The organism is Xanthomonas sp. NCPPB 1826, assembly GCF_056725285.1.
Genome location: NZ_CM161521.1, coordinates 389917 through 406677 on the forward strand (window position 1 = coordinate 389917; position 16761 = coordinate 406677).

Here is a 16761-nt window from a genome sequence, read left to right on the forward strand (position 1 = left end):
GTCACCTGGTTGGGAGCGGGGATTCGCTCGTTGGGAGTCGGGATTGGGGTGCCGCAGCCTCACCCGCGCATCGGGCAGCTTCTCCCGAGGGGACAAGGGGGAGCGGCAAGCCGACTGCTGGTGGTTGCGGCGCGGTGAGATGGTCTACCAGCAGCTGTTCGAACGGCTCGATATCCACCGCGTGCACCACCGTCTGTGCCTGCTCGCCCAGACCCGGTTGATAGCCGGGTGCCCACGACAGGATGTCGCCGTAGCCGGCATCGAAGGCGGTGTTGGTGTCGACGTAGAGCGTCTCGGTCCGTGTTGCCAGTTCGGGCCGCAGCCATACCGCGGTGGCCAGTTCGTCCCACATCGGAAAGCCCGGTTCGCGGCGGCGCAAGGCATGGCCGATGGTGGTGTCGGCCGCGCTCATGCGCGCCAGCAGGTCGGGCGTGAGTTCGGTCGCGGTCGATGGGTCCACCGGCACCATGGTGATCTTGCGCCAGGGGGCGCGCATGACGATGCTGGCCGCTTCCGGATCCCAGCGGATATTGAATTCGCGGCGTGGCGAGTTGACGAACTCGCGTGCGAATTGCTGCGCGCTGACGCTGTTGCGTTGCTGCCGCGGGTTGAGGCTGCCGCCCATGTAGACCAGCTCGCGTGCCAGCGTGGCGAAGGCCGGATCCAGCGATTGCGCAAGCGCCAGATTGGTTAACGGGCCGGTGGCAATGATGCTCACCTCGCCCGGATACTGGCGCACCATGCGCAGCATGAACAATGCGGCCGGCTCGTCGGACGCGCGCACCACGCTGGGATTGCCCAACGGCAGGTCGGGCACCACGTCGTGGGCGTGATAACGCGGCGCGCTTTGCACGGTGTCGCCATCCACCCAGTGCCTGGTCCAGGCACCTTTCCAGACCAGCTTGCCGTAGAGCGCTTCCCAGCGCTCGGTGGCCAGTTCGCTGTTGAGCAGCGGATGCACCGGGCCGGGCAGCACCGGGATGCCGGGGTGACCGGCCAATTCCAGCAGGCGGCAGCTATGCGCCAGCACTTCGTCGCGCCAGATGTTGCCGCTGACCGCGCTGATGCCCAGCACCTCGACCTCGGGCGACTGCAACAGCAGCAGCTGCGCGGGTGTGAAGCCGTCGATGTCGTCTTCGAGAATGACGCGGCGTCTGGATGTGGTGGCGTGCGGGTCGGTCATTGCGTTTTTGTCGTGGAAGGTTGAAGGCATTGCAGCGGCGATGGATCGAGGGCGTTGGTAGGAGCGTGCCTGCGCGCGACGGGGGGTTACCGGTAAAGCCCGTTCGCGCTCGGGCGCGCTCCTACCTGCAGCAGCGTGCGCTCGTACTGGGCCAGGTCGGTTTCCAGCTGCCATTGCAGCCGGGCCTTCTCGCTGCCCTGGCGGAATGCGCGACAGGCAGCATCATCGGTTTCGCGCTGCAACGCGGTGGCGCAGGCCTGCGCAGCGTTACCGTCGGCATCCCACAGGCTGGTGCCCGGCAGGAAGCTATAGGTGAGGCCATTGCGGGCGAGCTGCTTGAGGGTGGGGTAATCGATGCCTTGTTCCTGCATCGCGCGTTGATATTCGTGGGTCATGTCCGCGCGCGAGACGCCGGCATCGTCGGTGGACAGCACCACCGGCACACCGGCGCGCAGATACATCGCCAGCGGATGTGCCGCGCCTTTGACGCCGAGAATCACATCGTTGCTGGTGAGGTTGATCTCCACCGCAATCTGCTGGCGGCGCATGCGCTGCAGCAGGCCGTCGGCGTCGTCTTCATAAGGCAGGTCCACGCCATGACCGATGCGGCGCGCACCGGCATCCACCGCCTGGCGGATGTGCGAGCGCAGTTGCGCCGGCGGCACCAGGCCCAGGGCAAGTTCGCCGGCGTGCAGGGACAGCGGCACGTCGGGGTAGCGCGCGGCGAAGAAGCGGAACATCGCCATGTGCCGCGCGTAATCGGCCAGCGCCACCGGGTTGTCTTCGGGCGCGACGATGTTCAACGCCACCGCGCGGCTGCCGCCGGCGGTGATCAGCGCATGCGCCAGCGCCATCTGCCCGAACACCATCGGCTGCGGCAACACGCGCAGCACGTAAGGCACGTAGCGGTAGGTGACCTGGCAGCCGGGACGTGCATCGGGCTGGTCGCAGTGCAGCACGCGGCGCACCTGGGCATCGGTGTCGGCAAGCGCGCGTTGTGCGGCCTGCACCAGCGGCGGCAAGGCATCCTGCAAGGCGCGCAGGTTGGCCGCGTCGTCGTCGCCCTTCCAGGGCAAGGACTGCATCTGTTTGGCTGCCTCATCCATCTGCGGCGGGTTGGCGATGATTTCCACATAGGGCACGCGGTCGCGTGCGGCCTGTTCCAGCACTGCGGCCACGGTGTCGGCAACGCGCGCGCGCACCACCGCGTCGAACTTGCCGAAGGTGCCGAAGAACTGATCGTGTCCGGTGGGTTGCGACGGGCTGGGCAGGAACTTGCGCATCGACAAGGCATCCACCACCCGTCCATACAGCGCGGCGTTGCGTGTTGCCAGGTCGCGTGCAGGCTCCTGGCCGTTGCCACACGGCGGCGCGCGCAGGCTCAGGTCGTCCAGCTGCACGCAGGCGCCATCCTCGCTGGCCCACTGCAGGTAGTCCTCGGCATACACCGAGCCGGACAGATGGTTATGCAGGTCGCCGCCCTTGGGCATCGCCTGCAGCCAGGCACGCAGCTGCGCAGGCTGATCGGCGGCGGTGCGCAGCAGCTGCGCCACCTGCTGCTCGCGTTGCTGTGCAGGGGTGGCTTGGCTGCGTGCCGGTGCGGCGGTGGGCAACAACAGGCATAGCGCCACAATCAGACTGCGATGAACGATGGACATGCGATGGAAAGCTCGGAAAGAACGGCAATGGCGCAATCACGCCGGTAGATGCGAAGCATGCCTTGCATGCGTGGTGGACGGCCAGCACTGGAGTGGTTTTTTGCTGGTGCTGACGCTCGTGTTGTTGGGTGGACGCCTGGGTGAGGTTGCAAGGCTCCTTGGTGCTACATGAGGCACCGCGCCACCATCAATGCCTGCGGATCGACAAGCGCTGCTTCGTCGCTTGTGGATCTCCCGCAGCGTTCTGCACATCGGCACACCAGGCCTGACGCTGCACACCAGCGCAGCGCAGACAAGCGCGCTGCAGCGACCAGGCCTTTTCCGGCAGCGGGTACGCGATGTACGGGTGATGCACTGCGGCGGCGTGCAGGTCATGACGATCGGCGGCACAACGCATCGTCATCTGCGGTGCCTAGCGATCGCATCGGCGGGACCATCGGCATGGGTGAATAGCCGCACTCGCAGCAGCGCTGCACAGGCATCTGCCACACACAGGCCGCCTCAAAGATCCAGCACCAGCCGCGGCGAGCGGCTACGCGAACAACACAGCGTGATCTGCCGGTTCTGCGCGTGTTCGCTGTCGCTGAGCAGACTGTCGCGGTGATCGGGGGTGCCCGCCAGGACGCCGGTCAGGCAGGCGCCGCACATGCCCTGCTCGCAGGACAGCGGTACCTCGATGCCGGCGTCCAGCAAGGCACTGGCGATGCTGCAGTCGGCCGGCACCTGCACCACGCGGCCGCTGGCGGCCAGCTCCACTTCGAAGGCGCTGTCGGCATCGTGGGCGATGCCGGGCTCGGCGGCGGCGAAGTGTTCGCGGTGCAGCTGCTCCGTCGTCCAGCCGTGCGCCCTGGCAAGCAGCGTGAAGTGGTCCATGAAGGCGGCCGGCCCGCACAGGTACAGCTGGTCGCGCGCACGCGCCTGGCCCAATTCTTCGGGCACATGCACGCGCGGGCTTTCGCCGCCATCGCTTAGATGCACCTGTACCTGGCCATGCGCGAAGCCCTGCTGCAGCCGCTGCCCGAACGCCACGTCGGCGTGCCGGCGCGCGTAATAGTGCAGCACGAAGGGTTCGCCGCGCGCTTCCAGCGCTTCGGCCATCGACAGCAGCGGGGTGATGCCGATGCCGGCGGCCAGCAGCACGTGGCGCTCGCCCGGATGCAGCGGAAACAGGTTGCGCGGTGTGGAGATGCGCAGGCGATCACCGGTGCTCAGCTGCTCGCACAGATGCCGCGAGCCGCCGCGCGAGGCGTCGGCGAGCTTCACGCACAGCAGATAGTGGTCACGCACATGCGGCGCGCTGGCGATCGAGTACTGGCGGATCATGCCGTCGGGCAGATGCAGGTCCACATGCGCGCCGGCCTCGAAGGCCGGCAATTCCGCGCCGACCGGCTCCAGCCGGATCGCGCGCTGGCGATGGCCCTGGTCGAAGACCTCGGCAACGCGGACCTCGTGCAACTGCATGGCGTGCTCCTTGGCGGTCAGCGCAGGAAGAAGTCGCTATAGCCCTGGCTGCGCAGGCCACGGCGATAGGCGATGGAACTGCGGTCGGCCGGGATATGCACCTCCAGCAGCGGGTCCAGCGGCAGGTATTCCGGGCGCTGCGCCTCGACCATGGCGCGGTCTTCCTCGAACACGCGCAGGTTGAAGGCGTGCACGTCCTCCACTGGCAGATGGGTGTCGAAGTTGCGCGCGATCGGCACCAGCAGGCGCGTCTTGTGCTTGGACACCGGGCTGGCCGCGTTCATGATCACCAGCCGCTTGCCCGGCACCGGGAAGTGGATGGTGAGGGTGGCGGTGAACGGCAGATGCACCTCGAAATGGCGCAGCCACTGGAAATCCGGGTCCACGTCCGGCAGCGGCATGTCCACCGAATAATTGGCCACCGAACTCAGATAGTCGGCATTGAAGCCGGTCGGCGTCTCGGTGGTGGTGTAGGCCGGCACCTCGCGCTTGTCCGGCTGGGCAAAGGTGGCGGTGTGCACGAAGGCGAAATGGGCCACGTCGATGAAACCCTCCAGCTGGCGCGCGGCACTGCCGCCGATGTCGAAGGCCGGGCAGACGATCTGCTGGAAGCCATCCTCGTCCCAGCCGGGCATCGGCGGAATCTGCACCTCGGCCGCGCTGACGCCGGCCGGTTTGGCCAGGCACACCCAGATCAACCCGTAGCGCTCGGCCACCGCGTAGGTGTGCAGGCGCATCTTGGCCGGGATGTTCTGGCTGGGACTGGCGGGGATGTGGTTGCAGCGCCCGCCCGAGCCGAAGCGCAGCCCGTGGTAGGCGCAGACCACGCCGCCGCCATCGGCGGTGCCCATGCTCAGCGGCACACCGCGGTGCGGGCAGACATCGCGCGCGGCCACCAATTCGTCGCCCAGCCGGTACAGCACCAGCGGCTCGTCCAGCAGGGTGGCCTTGAACGGCGCCTGCCCGACCTCGCTGCTCAGCGCCACCGCGTGCCAGTGCTGGGCCAGGCGCTGCCAGTCGGCGGCCTCGAAGGTGCAGTGCAGTGGCAGGGCGGGGACGGCGACATCCATGGGTCCAGTCTCTGGCGTAGGGCGGGAGCGGTGCCGGATTGACTCTAGGAAGCTGGGGGTGTGTTATCAAACATCGATTTTCAGCCAAGCCATTGCAAAAAATGCAACGCCAACCGAGCCCCGCCGCATGCTGACCTTTTCCCGCTTCACCCGTTACTTCATCGAAGTGGCCCGCTGCGGCAGCATCCGCAAGGCTTCCGACGTGCTGCACGTGTCGGCCTCGGCGATCGACCGGCAGATCCTCAAGGCCGAGGAGGAGCTGGGCGCGCAGCTGTTCGAGCGCCTGCCCGGGCGGCTGCGGCTGACCGCCGCCGGCGAGCTGCTGCTGGTGGACGTACGCGGCTGGGAGAAGGCCTATGCCCGCACCCTGGAGCGCTTCGACGAGCTCAAGGGGCTGCGCCGCGGGCATGTGGAGATCGCCATGATCGACGCGCTCAGCGAGGGCGTGGTGCCGGAGGCGGTGGCGGCGCTGGTGCAGGAGTACCCCGGCATCACCTTCAACCTGTCCACCGCGCGCAACCAGCGGGTGATGGAAATAGTGACCTCGGCCGATGTGGATATCGGCCTGCTGCTGGACCCGGTGAGCAGCGTGGACCTGGAGGTGCGCGCCTTTGCCGACATCCCGTTGGGGATTGCGATGCCGGTCGGCCACCCGCTCAGCACCCGCACCGAGCTGCAGCTGAGCGAAACGCTGGAACACCGCCTGCTGCTGCCGGCCGCCCCGCTGATCGTCGGCGAGCATGCCAAGGTGCTGTACCAACGCCAGCACATCGACGTGAAGCGGCTGACCCACTGCAACGATGTGCGCACGCTGCGCGGGCTGGTGCGCGCCGGTGCCGGCGTGGGCCTGATGTCGTGGCTGGATGCCGCGCCGGATGTGGCCGACGGCCGCCTGGCATTCGTGCCGTTCCGCCGCCACCTGACCAAGCCGATGACGCTGGCGCTGTGCGTGGCCCCGCAGCGGCAGCTGTCGCGCTCGGCGCTGCTGACGATCCAGGCGCTGGCGGCGAAGATCGATGCGATGGTGGTGCCGGTGGTGGGTTGAATCCCTCTCTCTCCTGGAAGAAGGGAGCAAAGCCCCTCTCCTGCGGGAGAGCGGTTGGGGTGAGGGGACGGGGCGACGCCACATTGGGTGGTGGGTCATGCGAGGCTCCGCTCGCACCCGCATCCGGTCCTGCGCGCCAGCTTCTCCCGGCGGGAGAAGGGACGCGAAGCGCTAAGCGCACACAATCCCCACTCGTTACACTTGCCCGGCTCTCCCCACACGACACCGCAGCATGCAGTTGATCGATATCGGCGCCAACCTCACCCACGACTCCTTCGACCGCGACCGCGACGCCGTGCTGCAACGCGCACGCGACGCAGGCGTTGCGCAATTGGTGATCACCGGTGCCAGCCGCGAGCATTCGCCGCTGGCCTTGCAGCTGGCCCAGCAGCATCCCGGATTCCTCTACGCCACCGCCGGCGTGCACCCGCACCACGCGGTGGAGTTCACCGCCGAATGCGAGGCCGAAATGCGCACGCTGCAGGCGCACCCGCAGGTGGTGGCGGTGGGCGAATGCGGGCTGGATTATTTCCGCGATTTCGCCCCGCGTCCGGCCCAGCACAAGGCCTTCGAGCGCCAGCTGCAACTGGCTGCCGACAACGGCAAGCCGCTGTTCCTGCATCAGCGTGAGGCGCACGACGATTTCCTGTCGATCATGCGCAGCTTCGATGGCCGCCTCGGCCCGGCGGTGGTGCATTGCTTCACCGGCAGCCGCGAAGAACTGTTCGACTACCTGGACCGCGATTACTACATCGGCATCACCGGCTGGCTGTGCGACGAGCGCCGCGGCCTGCATCTGCGCGAGCTGGTGCGCAACATCCCGGCCAACCGCTTGATGATCGAAACCGACGCGCCGTACCTGCTGCCGCGCACGCTCAAGCCGATGCCCAAGGACCGCCGCAACGAGCCGATGTTCCTGTCGCATATCGTCGAAGAACTCGCGCGCGATCGTGGCGAGGAGGTGGCGCTGACCGCGGCCAACAGCACCGCGGCGGCGCGGGCGTTCTTCCGTCTGCCCGCGCCTGCAGCGGCGGCATGACCTGCGCGGCGTGGGCGATCACGCCGCCAGCAACTCCCAGCCCTGCGCATCGCGCAAGCGCAGCCCCGGTTGCGGTGCATCCACGCTGACCCGCACGCCGCTTGCCCACGGCAGCTGCCGCTGCTGCGGAAACCAGCGCCGCGCCTGATCGACCACGATCAACAAGCCATCATCGTCGCCCAGCGCGGCAAAGCCCTCGAGCGCCGGCGCAAACGGCCGCACGCCGAAGTGGTGGGCGACACTGCTGGTCACCACCGCGACATCGTTGCTGGGTAAGCCGATCTCGCTCACGCACAGCAACTCGTCACCGTGGAACGCGCCGTCGCCGGTGGCCACCTGCACCGCCCGACGCGCGATCAACTCGAGTACCGCGCCATCGGGGCCGGCGAAATACACCGATCGCGACTGCCATACGCCATCCAATTGAAACTGCCGGCGGCCATGTGGATCGGCAAGCAGCTTGCTGCGTGCGCCGATCCACTGCGCAGCGGCGTCGAAGCGCGACGGCGCCACGTTGAACGCCAGATGCACGCTGCCCACCGGCTGCTGCGCCTGCACGCATTCCAGGCTGCTCCAGCCGATGCGGATGCTGTTGCCGTGCTGCGGCAGCTGCAGTACCTCGCGATAGAAGCGCAGGCTGAGGTCGGGGTCCAGGCAGGGCAGCAACAGATGGCGAAGATGCATGACGGGCGCAGGTGATGGAAGGTGCAGGCATTGAACGACCTCAATCGCGGTTGAGGTCAAGCGGTTCCCGGATGGTGTTACCTGGATTCGGCAGGGCACGTGCGCGCGTCGGCAACGTGCATGCTGTCTGCAGCGAAGGCCCTGGCCGCGATGATGTCGCCATGCAAACAGCATTGCGGGCATGCGTGCTTCCACAGGATCGATGGCTTCGGGTGCGGCGGAGGGCGCGTGGATCAGACCTCGGCTCAAGAGAACCAGCGCCATCGCTGGTGGCAGGCAACCCAATCCAACATCTTTCAGCCCGGGCAGGTGTAGGAGCGCACCTGTGCGCGAGGGCCTTACCGGTAGAGCCACATCGCGCACGGGTGCGCTCCTACAACAACCTTGGTGCTCTCGGCTCAAGATCAGCCGGGCTCACAGCACTTCCGCCAGCGCCAGCCTGGCCAGCGGCATCTGGCCATCTGTTGGCAGGTGTAGGAGCGCACTTGTGCGCGAGGGCGTTACCGGGAGAGCCACATCGCGCACGGGTGCGCTCCTACAAAAACCGTGGTGCTGTCGGCTCGAGACCAGCCGGGCTCACAGCACTTCCGCCAGGGCCAGCCTGGCCAGCGGCGTCTGGCCCTCTGTTGGCCGGTAGGAGCGCACCTGTGCGCGAGGGCCTTACCGGTAGAGCCACATCGCGCACAAGTGCGCTCCTACAACAACCGTGGTGTTTTCGGCTCGAGACCAGCCTGGCTCACAGCACTTCCGCCAGGGCCAGCCTGGCCAGTGGCATCTGGCCATCTGTTGGCAGGTGTAGGAGCGCACTTGTGCGCGAGGGCGTTACCGGTAGAGCCACATCGCGCACGGGTGCGCTCCTACAAAAACCTTGGTGCTGTCGGCTCGAGATCAGCCTGGCTCACAGCACTTCCGCCAGCGCCCACAGATGCTGGACCAGTGGCGCGGTGTCCAGGGCGCCCGGCGCGACTGCCAGGGCCAGCCGGGCCAGCGGCATCTGGCCTTCGATATCCAGATAGCGCACGCCGGGCAGCTGCAGCTGCGCGGTGGAGGCGGGCACCACCGACACGCCCAGTTCGGCGGCGACCAGGTTGACGATGGACGACATCTGCGGCGCGTCCTGGGTGATGCGCAAGGTCACGCCGGATGCGCGGCAGGCGGCGAGAATCTCGTCGTACAGGCTGGACCCGAAGCTGCGCGGGAACAGGATGAACGGTTCGCCCGCCAGCGCGGCCAGTGGTGCGCTGTTGCGGGCGGCCAGGCGATGCGCGGCGGGCACGGCGATCTTCATCGGTTCGTTGGCAAAGCGCAGCAGTTGCAGGTCGGGCGGCGTGCTCAGGCCGTAGCGCACGAAGGCCGCGTCCAGGCGGCCATCGGCCAGGGCCAGCAGCAGCCCCGCAGTGTTGGTTTCTTCCAGCAACAGCTCGACCTGCGGCCATTGCCGGCGAAAGTCGCGGATCAGGTGCGGCACCACCGGGTTGAACGCGGCCGAGGCGGTGAAGCCCAGCCGCAGCCGGCCGGATTCGCCGCGCGCCACCCGCCGTGCGGTTTCCGCGGCGCGCTCCACATCGGCGAGCACGCGGCGTACCTCGACCAGGAAGGCCTCGCCGGCCGGGGTCAGCTCGGCGCCACTGTGGGTGCGCCGAAACAGCGGCGTGCCCAGATCACGCTCCAGCGCCTGGATCTGCTGGCTCAACGGCGGCTGGCCGATGCCGACCCGCGCTGCGGCGCGGGTGAAGTTGCCCTCCTCGGCGACAGCCAGGAAGTAGCGCAGGTGGCGAAGTTCCATGCTATCTGTTCTGCATATGGCAACTGCCAGGATCATATATTGGACAGGGGGTCAGCGCAGGCGAATACTCGCCGTCCCAAGTCTCGATGCTACGCCTGTGTCCTCTCCTGATCGCCGCACCGGCAGCCTGCCGGGCGCCACCGCCGGCCTTGCCGACAACGCCGCCGCCGCCGATGCGCCGGCCAGCGGCCGCATCCGCCTGGCCCTGTTCCTGGCCGGCTTTGCCACCTTCTCGCTGCTGTACAGCGTGCAGCCGGTGCTGCCGGAGTTTGCGCGCTCTTTTGGCGTGGACGCGGCCACCGCCTCGCTGCCGTTGTCGCTGGCCACCGGCGCGCTGGCTCTGGCGATCTTCTGTGCCGGCGCAGTGTCGGAGAACCTGGGCCGGCGCGGGTTGATGTTCGTATCGATCGCACTGGCCGCGGTGCTCAACCTGGTCGCCGCCTTCCTGCCGCACTGGGGCGCGCTGGTGCTGGTGCGCACCTTGTCCGGTATCGCGCTGGGCGGGGTGCCGGCGGTGGCGATGGTGTACCTGGGCGAGGAACTGCCGGCCAACAAGATGGGTGCGGCCACCGGCCTGTATGTGGCCGGCAATGCCTTCGGCGGCATGAGCGGGCGCATCGTGATGAGCGTGCTGACCGACCACTACGACTGGCGCACCGCGCTGGCGGTGTTGAGCGTGTTCGACCTGCTGTGCGCGCTGGCGTTCTTCTGGTTGCTGCCGCCGTCGCGCAACTTCGTGCGCCGGCACGGCATCAACCTGCGCTTCCATCTGCGCGCCTGGGCCGGGCATCTGCGCGACCGCAACCTGCCGTTCCTGTTCGCGCTGCCGTTCCTGTTGATGGGCGTGTTCGTCTGCCTCTACAACTACGCCGGCTTCCGGCTGGGCGGGCCGGAATTCGGCCTGAGCCAGAGCCAGATCGGCATGATCTTCAGCGCCTATGTGTTCGGCATCGTCAGTTCGTCGGTGGCCGGTGCGGCGTCGGACCGTTTCGGGCGCGGCCCGGTGGTCACCACCGGCATCGTGCTGTGCATCCTCGGCGTGGCGCTGACCCTGGCGCATGTGCTGGCGCTGGTGGTGGCCGGCATCGTGTTGCTGACGATCGGCTTCTTCATTGCGCATTCGGCGGCCAGCGCGTGGGTGAGCCGGCTCGGCGGTGCGCACCGCAGTCACGCCGCATCGCTGTATCTGCTGGCGTATTACGCCGGCTCCAGCGTGATCGGCGCGCTTGGCGGCTGGTTCTGGCAACACGGTGGCTGGGGCGCGCTGGTCGGCATGTGCCTGACCTTGCTGGCGCTCGCCTTCGCCGCGGCCTACGTGCTGCGCCAGCGCGCCGACGACACGCGGCCGTACGGGCGCTTTGCGCCGCATCCTGCACGCGGCGAGTGACGCGGTTCGACCGCCGCGTCCAAGAACGACTGGCTGCAAGACTGCGCGGTGTCTGTCAGCCGCTCTAGCGCGCCCGCTTGCTGCGTCTGGTCTGCGCTGCAGGCGGCAGCATGGTCGCGGCATCCGCCGCACCCTGTGCCAGGGTTTCCAGCAAACGCGCACGGCGCCGCTCCAGGTCGGCCAGCTGGCGCTCGATCAGCTGCAGGCGTGCCCGATGCGCCTGCGCGGTTTCCGGGCACATCTGCGCGCCTTCCACCAGACGCATGCAATCGGGGAAGCCGAGGATGTCGTCCAGGCTGAAGCCGGTGGCGATCAGGCGCTGGATCTGCCGCACCTGCGCAACGCAGGCGGCGGGAAACACCCGGTAGCCGTTGGCGCTGCGCGAGGAGGTCAGCAGCCCATGCGCGTCGTAGTGACGAAGCGAGCGCACGCTGGCGCCGGTCTGCAGCGCCAGCGCGCCAATGCTCAGTGAGTGTTCGGACGATGTGGCCATGCGCCCAGCATACGTTGCACACAACGCTTGACCCTCACATTGGTGTGAGGTTCGAGGATGGTGGCTCCCATTGTCTGGAGCTCACTTCGATGCTTGTTCGCTTTCTCTCCGTCATTGGCATGTTGCCGACGCGCTACCTGCTGGCCTGCCTGCTGCTGTTCTCTTCAACCTTGGCGGCGGCGGGCCCGGCCTCACCCCCGGCGTCGCGCAGCTACACCGTCACCGCGCCCGACGGCGTGGCCCTGGCGGTGCAGGAGCATGGCGCCACCGATGGCCGGGCAATCGTGTTCGTGCATGGCCTGCTCGGCAGTCGCATCGATTGGGACGCGCAGCTGGCCGATCCGCGCCTGCAGGGCTATCGCTTGATCACCTACGACCTGCGCGGGCATGGGCTGTCCGGCAAACCGGCGGCAGCGTCCGCGTATCGGGACGGCATGCGCTGGGCCGACGACCTTGCCGCCGTGGTGAAGGCCGCAAACGCGCGCGATGCGGTGCTGGTGGGTTGGTCGCTGGGCGGTGCGGTGATCACTAACTACCTCACCCGTTACGGCGACGAAGGGCTTGGCGGCGTGGTGTATGTCGATGGCGTGATCGAATTGCGTGCAGAGCAGCTGGGCGCGCATCCGGCGATCTATCGCGATCTGGTCTCCGACGACCTGCGCATGCACCTGCAGGCGGTGCAGGACTTCCTGCGGCTGTGCTTTGCCACCCAGCCTCCGGCGCCGGTGTTTGAAACCTTGCTGGCCAACGCGTCGCTGGCCTCGTGGGACATGCAACGGGCCGTGCAGGGCATGTCGATCGAGGTTGCCGGCTTGCAACGCACGCAGTTGCCGGTGTTGCTGATGTACGGCGCACGCGATGCACTGGTGACCACCGGGCCGACGCTGGCGCGTGCACGGCAGCTGCAGCCGCGTGCGCAGACGGTGCTGTATCCCGACGCCGGGCATGCCCCGTTTCTGGAAGACAGCCCGCGCTTCAATCAGGATCTGCTGCGCTTTGTCGAACAGGCCGCCAACGCCCACTGACGCGGCGTGATGGCACGCGCGATCCGCATGGCACGCTGCGCTGTGCTGCCCGCGCGGCGCCCGTTGCCGCCGCGCAGGTCGGCACGCCGATGGCGGCACACCCCTGTCGCCATCGCCAGTTACAGCGTGGGCGACCTGCCGGCAGGTGCAGATCCGGTCGCCGGGTCGTACTGCGGATGGCGTGGGTCCATGCTGGGGGGCGTGGAGGTGCCGGGCCGCAGCGCGCTTTCGCGCCAGGCGCGCACCAGCAAGTCGCGCAGCATCGCCGCGCCATCGCCGGCGGTGCGATAGACCATCGCGCGGCCATCGCTGCTGGATGCGTCGTCGAAGGCGCCGGCCTTTTCCAGGCGATAGACCTGCTCGACACGGCCGGTGCCGATGTCGAGAAAGCCCAGGATCTGCTCGAACACATCGCCATCCTGGTGCGCCAGGGCCGGCATGCGGCTCAGCAGGTCCTGCGGGGTCAGCGCAATCTTCTCCACGTAATCGCTCTCGAACTTGCCGTGCACCTTCGGGTCGGTGCTGTAGCCGTGCGGGTTCGGCCCCTGCCAGCCGTCGTGATGGATGCTGTCGTGCTGCGGCTGCGCGCCATCGCCGATGTAGTGCGCAAACCAGCTGACGTAGAACGCGCAGTTGCGTTCTAGCTCTCGGGTGTCCTGGCCCTTGGCGCGCAGCGTGCGGAGTTGCCGCATGGTCGCCACGATGCGTTGGTAGCCTTCGGTGGCGGCGTACGGCAAGGTGCCGGCCCAACGCACGTTCATGCGCTGCGCCAGTTGTGGGTCGCTGCCGGCGATGCGCCGTTGTTCGTCGTACAGCGCCAGCACGAAGGCATAACGCGAGCGCGGCGGGTGCTGCATGAAGGCGAACTGCTCGCGGAACCAGCCGTGGTTGGGGTCTTCGTCAATCTTGAGGAAGGGTTCGCTCTCGCTGCGCCAGCCGTCCGGCAGTGTGGCGCCGTCGGCGATCACCTGCGCGTACTGCTTGAGAAAGACCGGGCCGTCGTCGGGCAGGGCCTGCACCGCGGCGCTGTCGATGGCGGCATGCGCGCGGTGGCCCCAGGCGGCGGCATCGCCGGAACATGTCGCTGCTGCAACCAGCAGCGCACAGGCAAGACGGGAAGCTGTCATGGCAGTCCTTGTGGCCTGCAGCGCAGCTGCGGCGCTGCAGGCGATGGATCGGGAAGTGGAGCGCTGGCATCGAGGCTGCGACACCTCGGACGCCAGCGCACTCAGAAGTGGTAGGTCACCACCAGCCGCGAGTTGCGCTCGTAGATCGGCCGGCCGTAGATCGGTGCGCGCGTGCCCTGGCCGGAGATGGTGTCGGTGCGCGGGTTGCCTTCGGTCAGCGCAAAGGTGTTGGTCAGGTTGTCCACCGACAGCTGCACGTCCCACGGCCCGTTGCGCACCAGGATGTTGGCCGCCAGGGTGTTGTAGGCGGCCAGCTCGGTGGTGTTTTCCAGGTCGGCGTAGCGCTTGCCCACATAGGCGTAGCGCAACGAGGTTTCCCAATCGAACGCACCGGTGGTGAACAACAGCGTCGGGCCGGCATTGCCGTACAGCTTCGGCTGGCGGTTGGGCATGTTGCCGTCCACGTCGACCACGGCCACTGCGCCATTGGCCACCACTTCGGTGAGGTCGGACACCTTGGTGTCGTTGTAGGTCAGGTTGGCATCAAGACGTAGCCACTGCGCCGGCGTCCACACCGCCGCCAGTTCGATGCCGGGATTGGTGACGCTGCCGCGGTAGTCCTTGGATTCGGCCGCGCCGGTCTGCGGATTCACCGCGCTGGTGCCGATGTTGTACGGGTCGTACTTGGTGTAGAAGGCGGTGGCGAACACGTCCAGCGTGTCGAAGTTGAGCTTGGTGCCGAGCTCGAACTGGTCGGCGGTGGGAATGTTGACGTTGCCTTCGTTGGCGCCCTCGCTGGGCGCGCGGTGCGCACGCGAGGCGCGGCCGTAGATGCCGACGGTGGGGTTGATATCGTAGTTGAAGCCTGCGGTCCAGTTGGTCACGCCCACGTCCAGCGCGGTGTGCGCGCGGGCCCCGGTGAACAGGCGCGCGGCATCGTCGGCCAGGGTGTCGGCCATGCCCAGGTTGCCGGTGCTGCGCAGCATGCTCCAGGCGCGGTAGCGGTAGCGCTCGTGACGCACGCCGGCTTCCAGGCGCAGCTTGTCGGTCACCTGCCAGGTGTCGGCGATGTAGGGCGCCAGCATGCTGGTGTAGGCCTTGCCCTGGGTGCGGTCGGCGCCGTAGATCACCACGCCGTCCTTGGTCACGCCACCGACCACGTTGCCGGCCGCGTCGTAGCCGAGCAGGTCGATCGTGCGCGGGTTCTGCCGCATCTCCAGCAGATAGCTCTGGTAACGCGAATTGTAGGAACGCGCGTAGTAGGCGCCGTACACGCCGAGCGTGATGTCGTGGGTGTCGCCGCCCCAGTCGAAGCGGCGATGCAGGCGCAGGTCGTCGGCGAACGAATCGGCGCGCACGTTCATGGCGCGGTACTGGCCCTGGATCACCAGGCCGTCGGTGCTGGCCGGATCGAAGCGGCTGCCGTCGTCGGTGTAGACGTAGCCCAGCGAGCTCAGGCCGGGAAACGCGGCGCTGGCGGCGGCGCGGCGGCTGTTGGCATACGCGGCGGCGTCCTGCGGCGCATTGCTGGAATACAGCGCGTCGAAGGTCATGTCCAGGCGATTGACGATGGCTTTGTTGGACAGGCTCCAGCCGTTGTCGAAGGCCAGGTCCAGGTTGGCGCCCAGATGGTTGAACTTCATGTGGCGGCCATCGGACAGGTCGCGCAACTCGCGCTGCGGCGCGCCGTTGGCATCGCTAGAGACGATGCTGGCGCGTTTCAGCTGCGCGCTGCTCAAGGTGCCGGTGAAACGGTCGATCAACGGGTCCAGCGAACGCGAGGTGTCGCGCGGGTCGTACAGCGGGATCGGCATGTAGAACGCGTTCTTGTCGTCCAGATGCTTGGCGGTGAAGGTCAGCTTGCCGTGCTCCAGCGTATGCGTGAGGTTCATGCGGAACTGCCCGCCCTCGTCGGCCGGAAAGCCCACGTCGCGGTAGCCGTCGTTGCGCCGCACGAAGCCGCCGGCAGCCAGGTACCAGCCGTCGGCAAGCTTGCCCGACCAATAGCCATCGAGCCGATACAGCCCGGTGTCGCCGACGGTGGTGCGCACTGCGCCTTCGGGCGTGTCGCCGCCCTGGCGGGTGACGAAATTGACGATGGCCGCGGCATTGGAAGCGAAGATCGGCGACGGCCCGCCGCGCACGGTTTCCACCGATTCGACCATCAGGTCCGGGCGCACCAGGCCTTCGGTCTTGTAGAAGTAGCCGTTGTTGTCCGGGTAGGGGCTGATGCCGTCTTCCTGGATCACCGCAAACGAACCTTCGTCGGGAATGCCGCGGATGCGGTAGACGTTCTGCACTTCGCCGCCGGTGGATTCGGCATAGATGCCGGGCATCGAGCCGATCAGGCTGGCCAGGTTGAGCGGGGCCAGCTTGTCGATCTGCTCGGCGGTCAGCGCGGTGATCGCATACGAGGCGTCGAACTGATTCTGGGCCTGGCCGGCGCCGGTGACGATCATCCGGTCCAGCGAGAAGATGCCGTCCTCGCCCTTGCGGGTGGCAGGCGTGGCGGGTGCGGCCTCCTGCGCCAGCGCGGGGGTGGCCAGGGTCAGTGCAAGCAGGACGGCGAGCGGACGACGCGACACGGCACGACGCACTCCGGAGCGCGTCCGGATGTGGGTGTAGGGCATGGCAGGAGTGGGGTCAGCGGGGGAGCTGCCCACTGTCGCGGCGTCATGTTTCCGCAGCGTTGCGTGTGCGCCCGATCACGCTAAGTCAGCGGGCCCGCGTGCCGATCTGTGACGTGGCACCTGTTTTTAAGCGGTTTCAACCGTGAGCGCAGGTTGCCGGCTGTGTGTCATTC

Annotated in this window: 13 protein-coding genes; 4 read left to right on the forward strand and 9 right to left on the reverse strand. The window is 67.7% G+C overall.

The window, feature by feature from the left end; translation table 11 throughout:
- Window position 1 precedes the first annotated feature (1 nt).
- The 4 genes from AC1PLA_RS01675 to AC1PLA_RS01690 all read right to left on the reverse strand — a co-directional run bounded on the left by AC1PLA_RS01675 (window position 2) and on the right by AC1PLA_RS01690 (window position 5372).
- On the reverse strand, window positions 2–1183 hold the full coding sequence (locus AC1PLA_RS01675; RefSeq protein ID WP_481105442.1) for a nucleoside hydrolase: 1182 nt from the start codon (window positions 1181–1183) through the stop codon (window positions 2–4).
- Between the two features lie 86 nt (window positions 1184–1269).
- The gene (locus AC1PLA_RS01680) at window positions 1270–2841 is read right to left on the reverse strand and encodes an adenosine deaminase family protein (protein ID WP_481105443.1); all 1572 of its coding nucleotides are present in this window, start codon (window positions 2839–2841) and stop codon (window positions 1270–1272) included.
- Window positions 2842–3342: 501 nt separating this feature from the next.
- Window positions 3343–4302 (reverse strand): PDR/VanB family oxidoreductase, encoded by a 960-nt coding sequence (locus AC1PLA_RS01685; protein WP_481105444.1) that lies wholly within the window; start codon window positions 4300–4302, stop codon window positions 3343–3345.
- Between the two features lie 17 nt (window positions 4303–4319).
- Entirely contained in the window at window positions 4320–5372 is a 1053-nt protein-coding gene (locus AC1PLA_RS01690) for a Rieske 2Fe-2S domain-containing protein (protein ID WP_184352959.1), read from the reverse strand.
- Between the two features lie 127 nt (window positions 5373–5499).
- Between AC1PLA_RS01690 and AC1PLA_RS01695 the strand changes: the two genes are divergently transcribed.
- Both AC1PLA_RS01695 and AC1PLA_RS01700 read left to right on the forward strand, forming a co-directional pair.
- Complete coding sequence (locus AC1PLA_RS01695; protein ID WP_349780189.1) at window positions 5500–6417, forward strand: LysR family transcriptional regulator; 918 nt, start codon at window positions 5500–5502, stop codon at window positions 6415–6417.
- Window positions 6418–6649: 232 nt separating this feature from the next.
- Complete coding sequence (locus tag AC1PLA_RS01700) at window positions 6650–7456, forward strand: TatD family hydrolase (RefSeq protein ID WP_179464405.1); 807 nt, start codon at window positions 6650–6652, stop codon at window positions 7454–7456.
- An 18-nt stretch (window positions 7457–7474) separates the two neighbouring features.
- Here the strand turns inward: AC1PLA_RS01700 and AC1PLA_RS01705 are convergent, their stop codons facing one another.
- Both AC1PLA_RS01705 and AC1PLA_RS01710 read right to left on the reverse strand, forming a co-directional pair.
- The gene (locus AC1PLA_RS01705; protein ID WP_481105445.1) at window positions 7475–8140 is read right to left on the reverse strand and encodes a VOC family protein; all 666 of its coding nucleotides are present in this window, start codon (window positions 8138–8140) and stop codon (window positions 7475–7477) included.
- Between the two features lie 898 nt (window positions 8141–9038).
- Window positions 9039–9926 (reverse strand): LysR family transcriptional regulator, encoded by an 888-nt coding sequence (locus tag AC1PLA_RS01710; RefSeq protein WP_481105446.1) that lies wholly within the window; start codon window positions 9924–9926, stop codon window positions 9039–9041.
- 97 nt (window positions 9927–10023) lie between these two features.
- Here AC1PLA_RS01710 and AC1PLA_RS01715 point away from each other — a divergent pair, with 97 nt between their 5' ends.
- Window positions 10024–11313: an MFS transporter gene (locus AC1PLA_RS01715; RefSeq protein ID WP_481105447.1), complete on the forward strand. Its 1290-nt coding sequence runs from the start codon at window positions 10024–10026 to the stop codon at window positions 11311–11313.
- A gap of 64 nt (window positions 11314–11377) precedes the next feature.
- Here the strand turns inward: AC1PLA_RS01715 and AC1PLA_RS01720 are convergent, their stop codons facing one another.
- Window positions 11378–11806: a MerR family transcriptional regulator gene (locus AC1PLA_RS01720; protein WP_481076107.1), complete on the reverse strand. Its 429-nt coding sequence runs from the start codon at window positions 11804–11806 to the stop codon at window positions 11378–11380.
- 89 nt (window positions 11807–11895) lie between these two features.
- Here AC1PLA_RS01720 and AC1PLA_RS01725 point away from each other — a divergent pair, with 89 nt between their 5' ends.
- Window positions 11896–12831 (forward strand): alpha/beta fold hydrolase, encoded by a 936-nt coding sequence (locus AC1PLA_RS01725; protein ID WP_481105448.1) that lies wholly within the window; start codon window positions 11896–11898, stop codon window positions 12829–12831.
- Window positions 12832–12950: 119 nt separating this feature from the next.
- Here the strand turns inward: AC1PLA_RS01725 and AC1PLA_RS01730 are convergent, their stop codons facing one another.
- Together AC1PLA_RS01730 and AC1PLA_RS01735 are read right to left on the reverse strand one after the other, a co-directional pair.
- Complete coding sequence (locus AC1PLA_RS01730) at window positions 12951–13958, reverse strand: phospholipase C/P1 nuclease family protein (protein WP_349780192.1); 1008 nt, start codon at window positions 13956–13958, stop codon at window positions 12951–12953.
- Between the two features lie 101 nt (window positions 13959–14059).
- Window positions 14060–16543 carry a TonB-dependent receptor gene (locus tag AC1PLA_RS01735; protein ID WP_481105449.1) on the reverse strand — a complete coding sequence of 828 codons (2484 nt, stop codon included), beginning with the start codon at window positions 16541–16543 and terminating at the stop codon, window positions 14060–14062.
- Window positions 16544–16761: the final 218 nt, after the last annotated feature.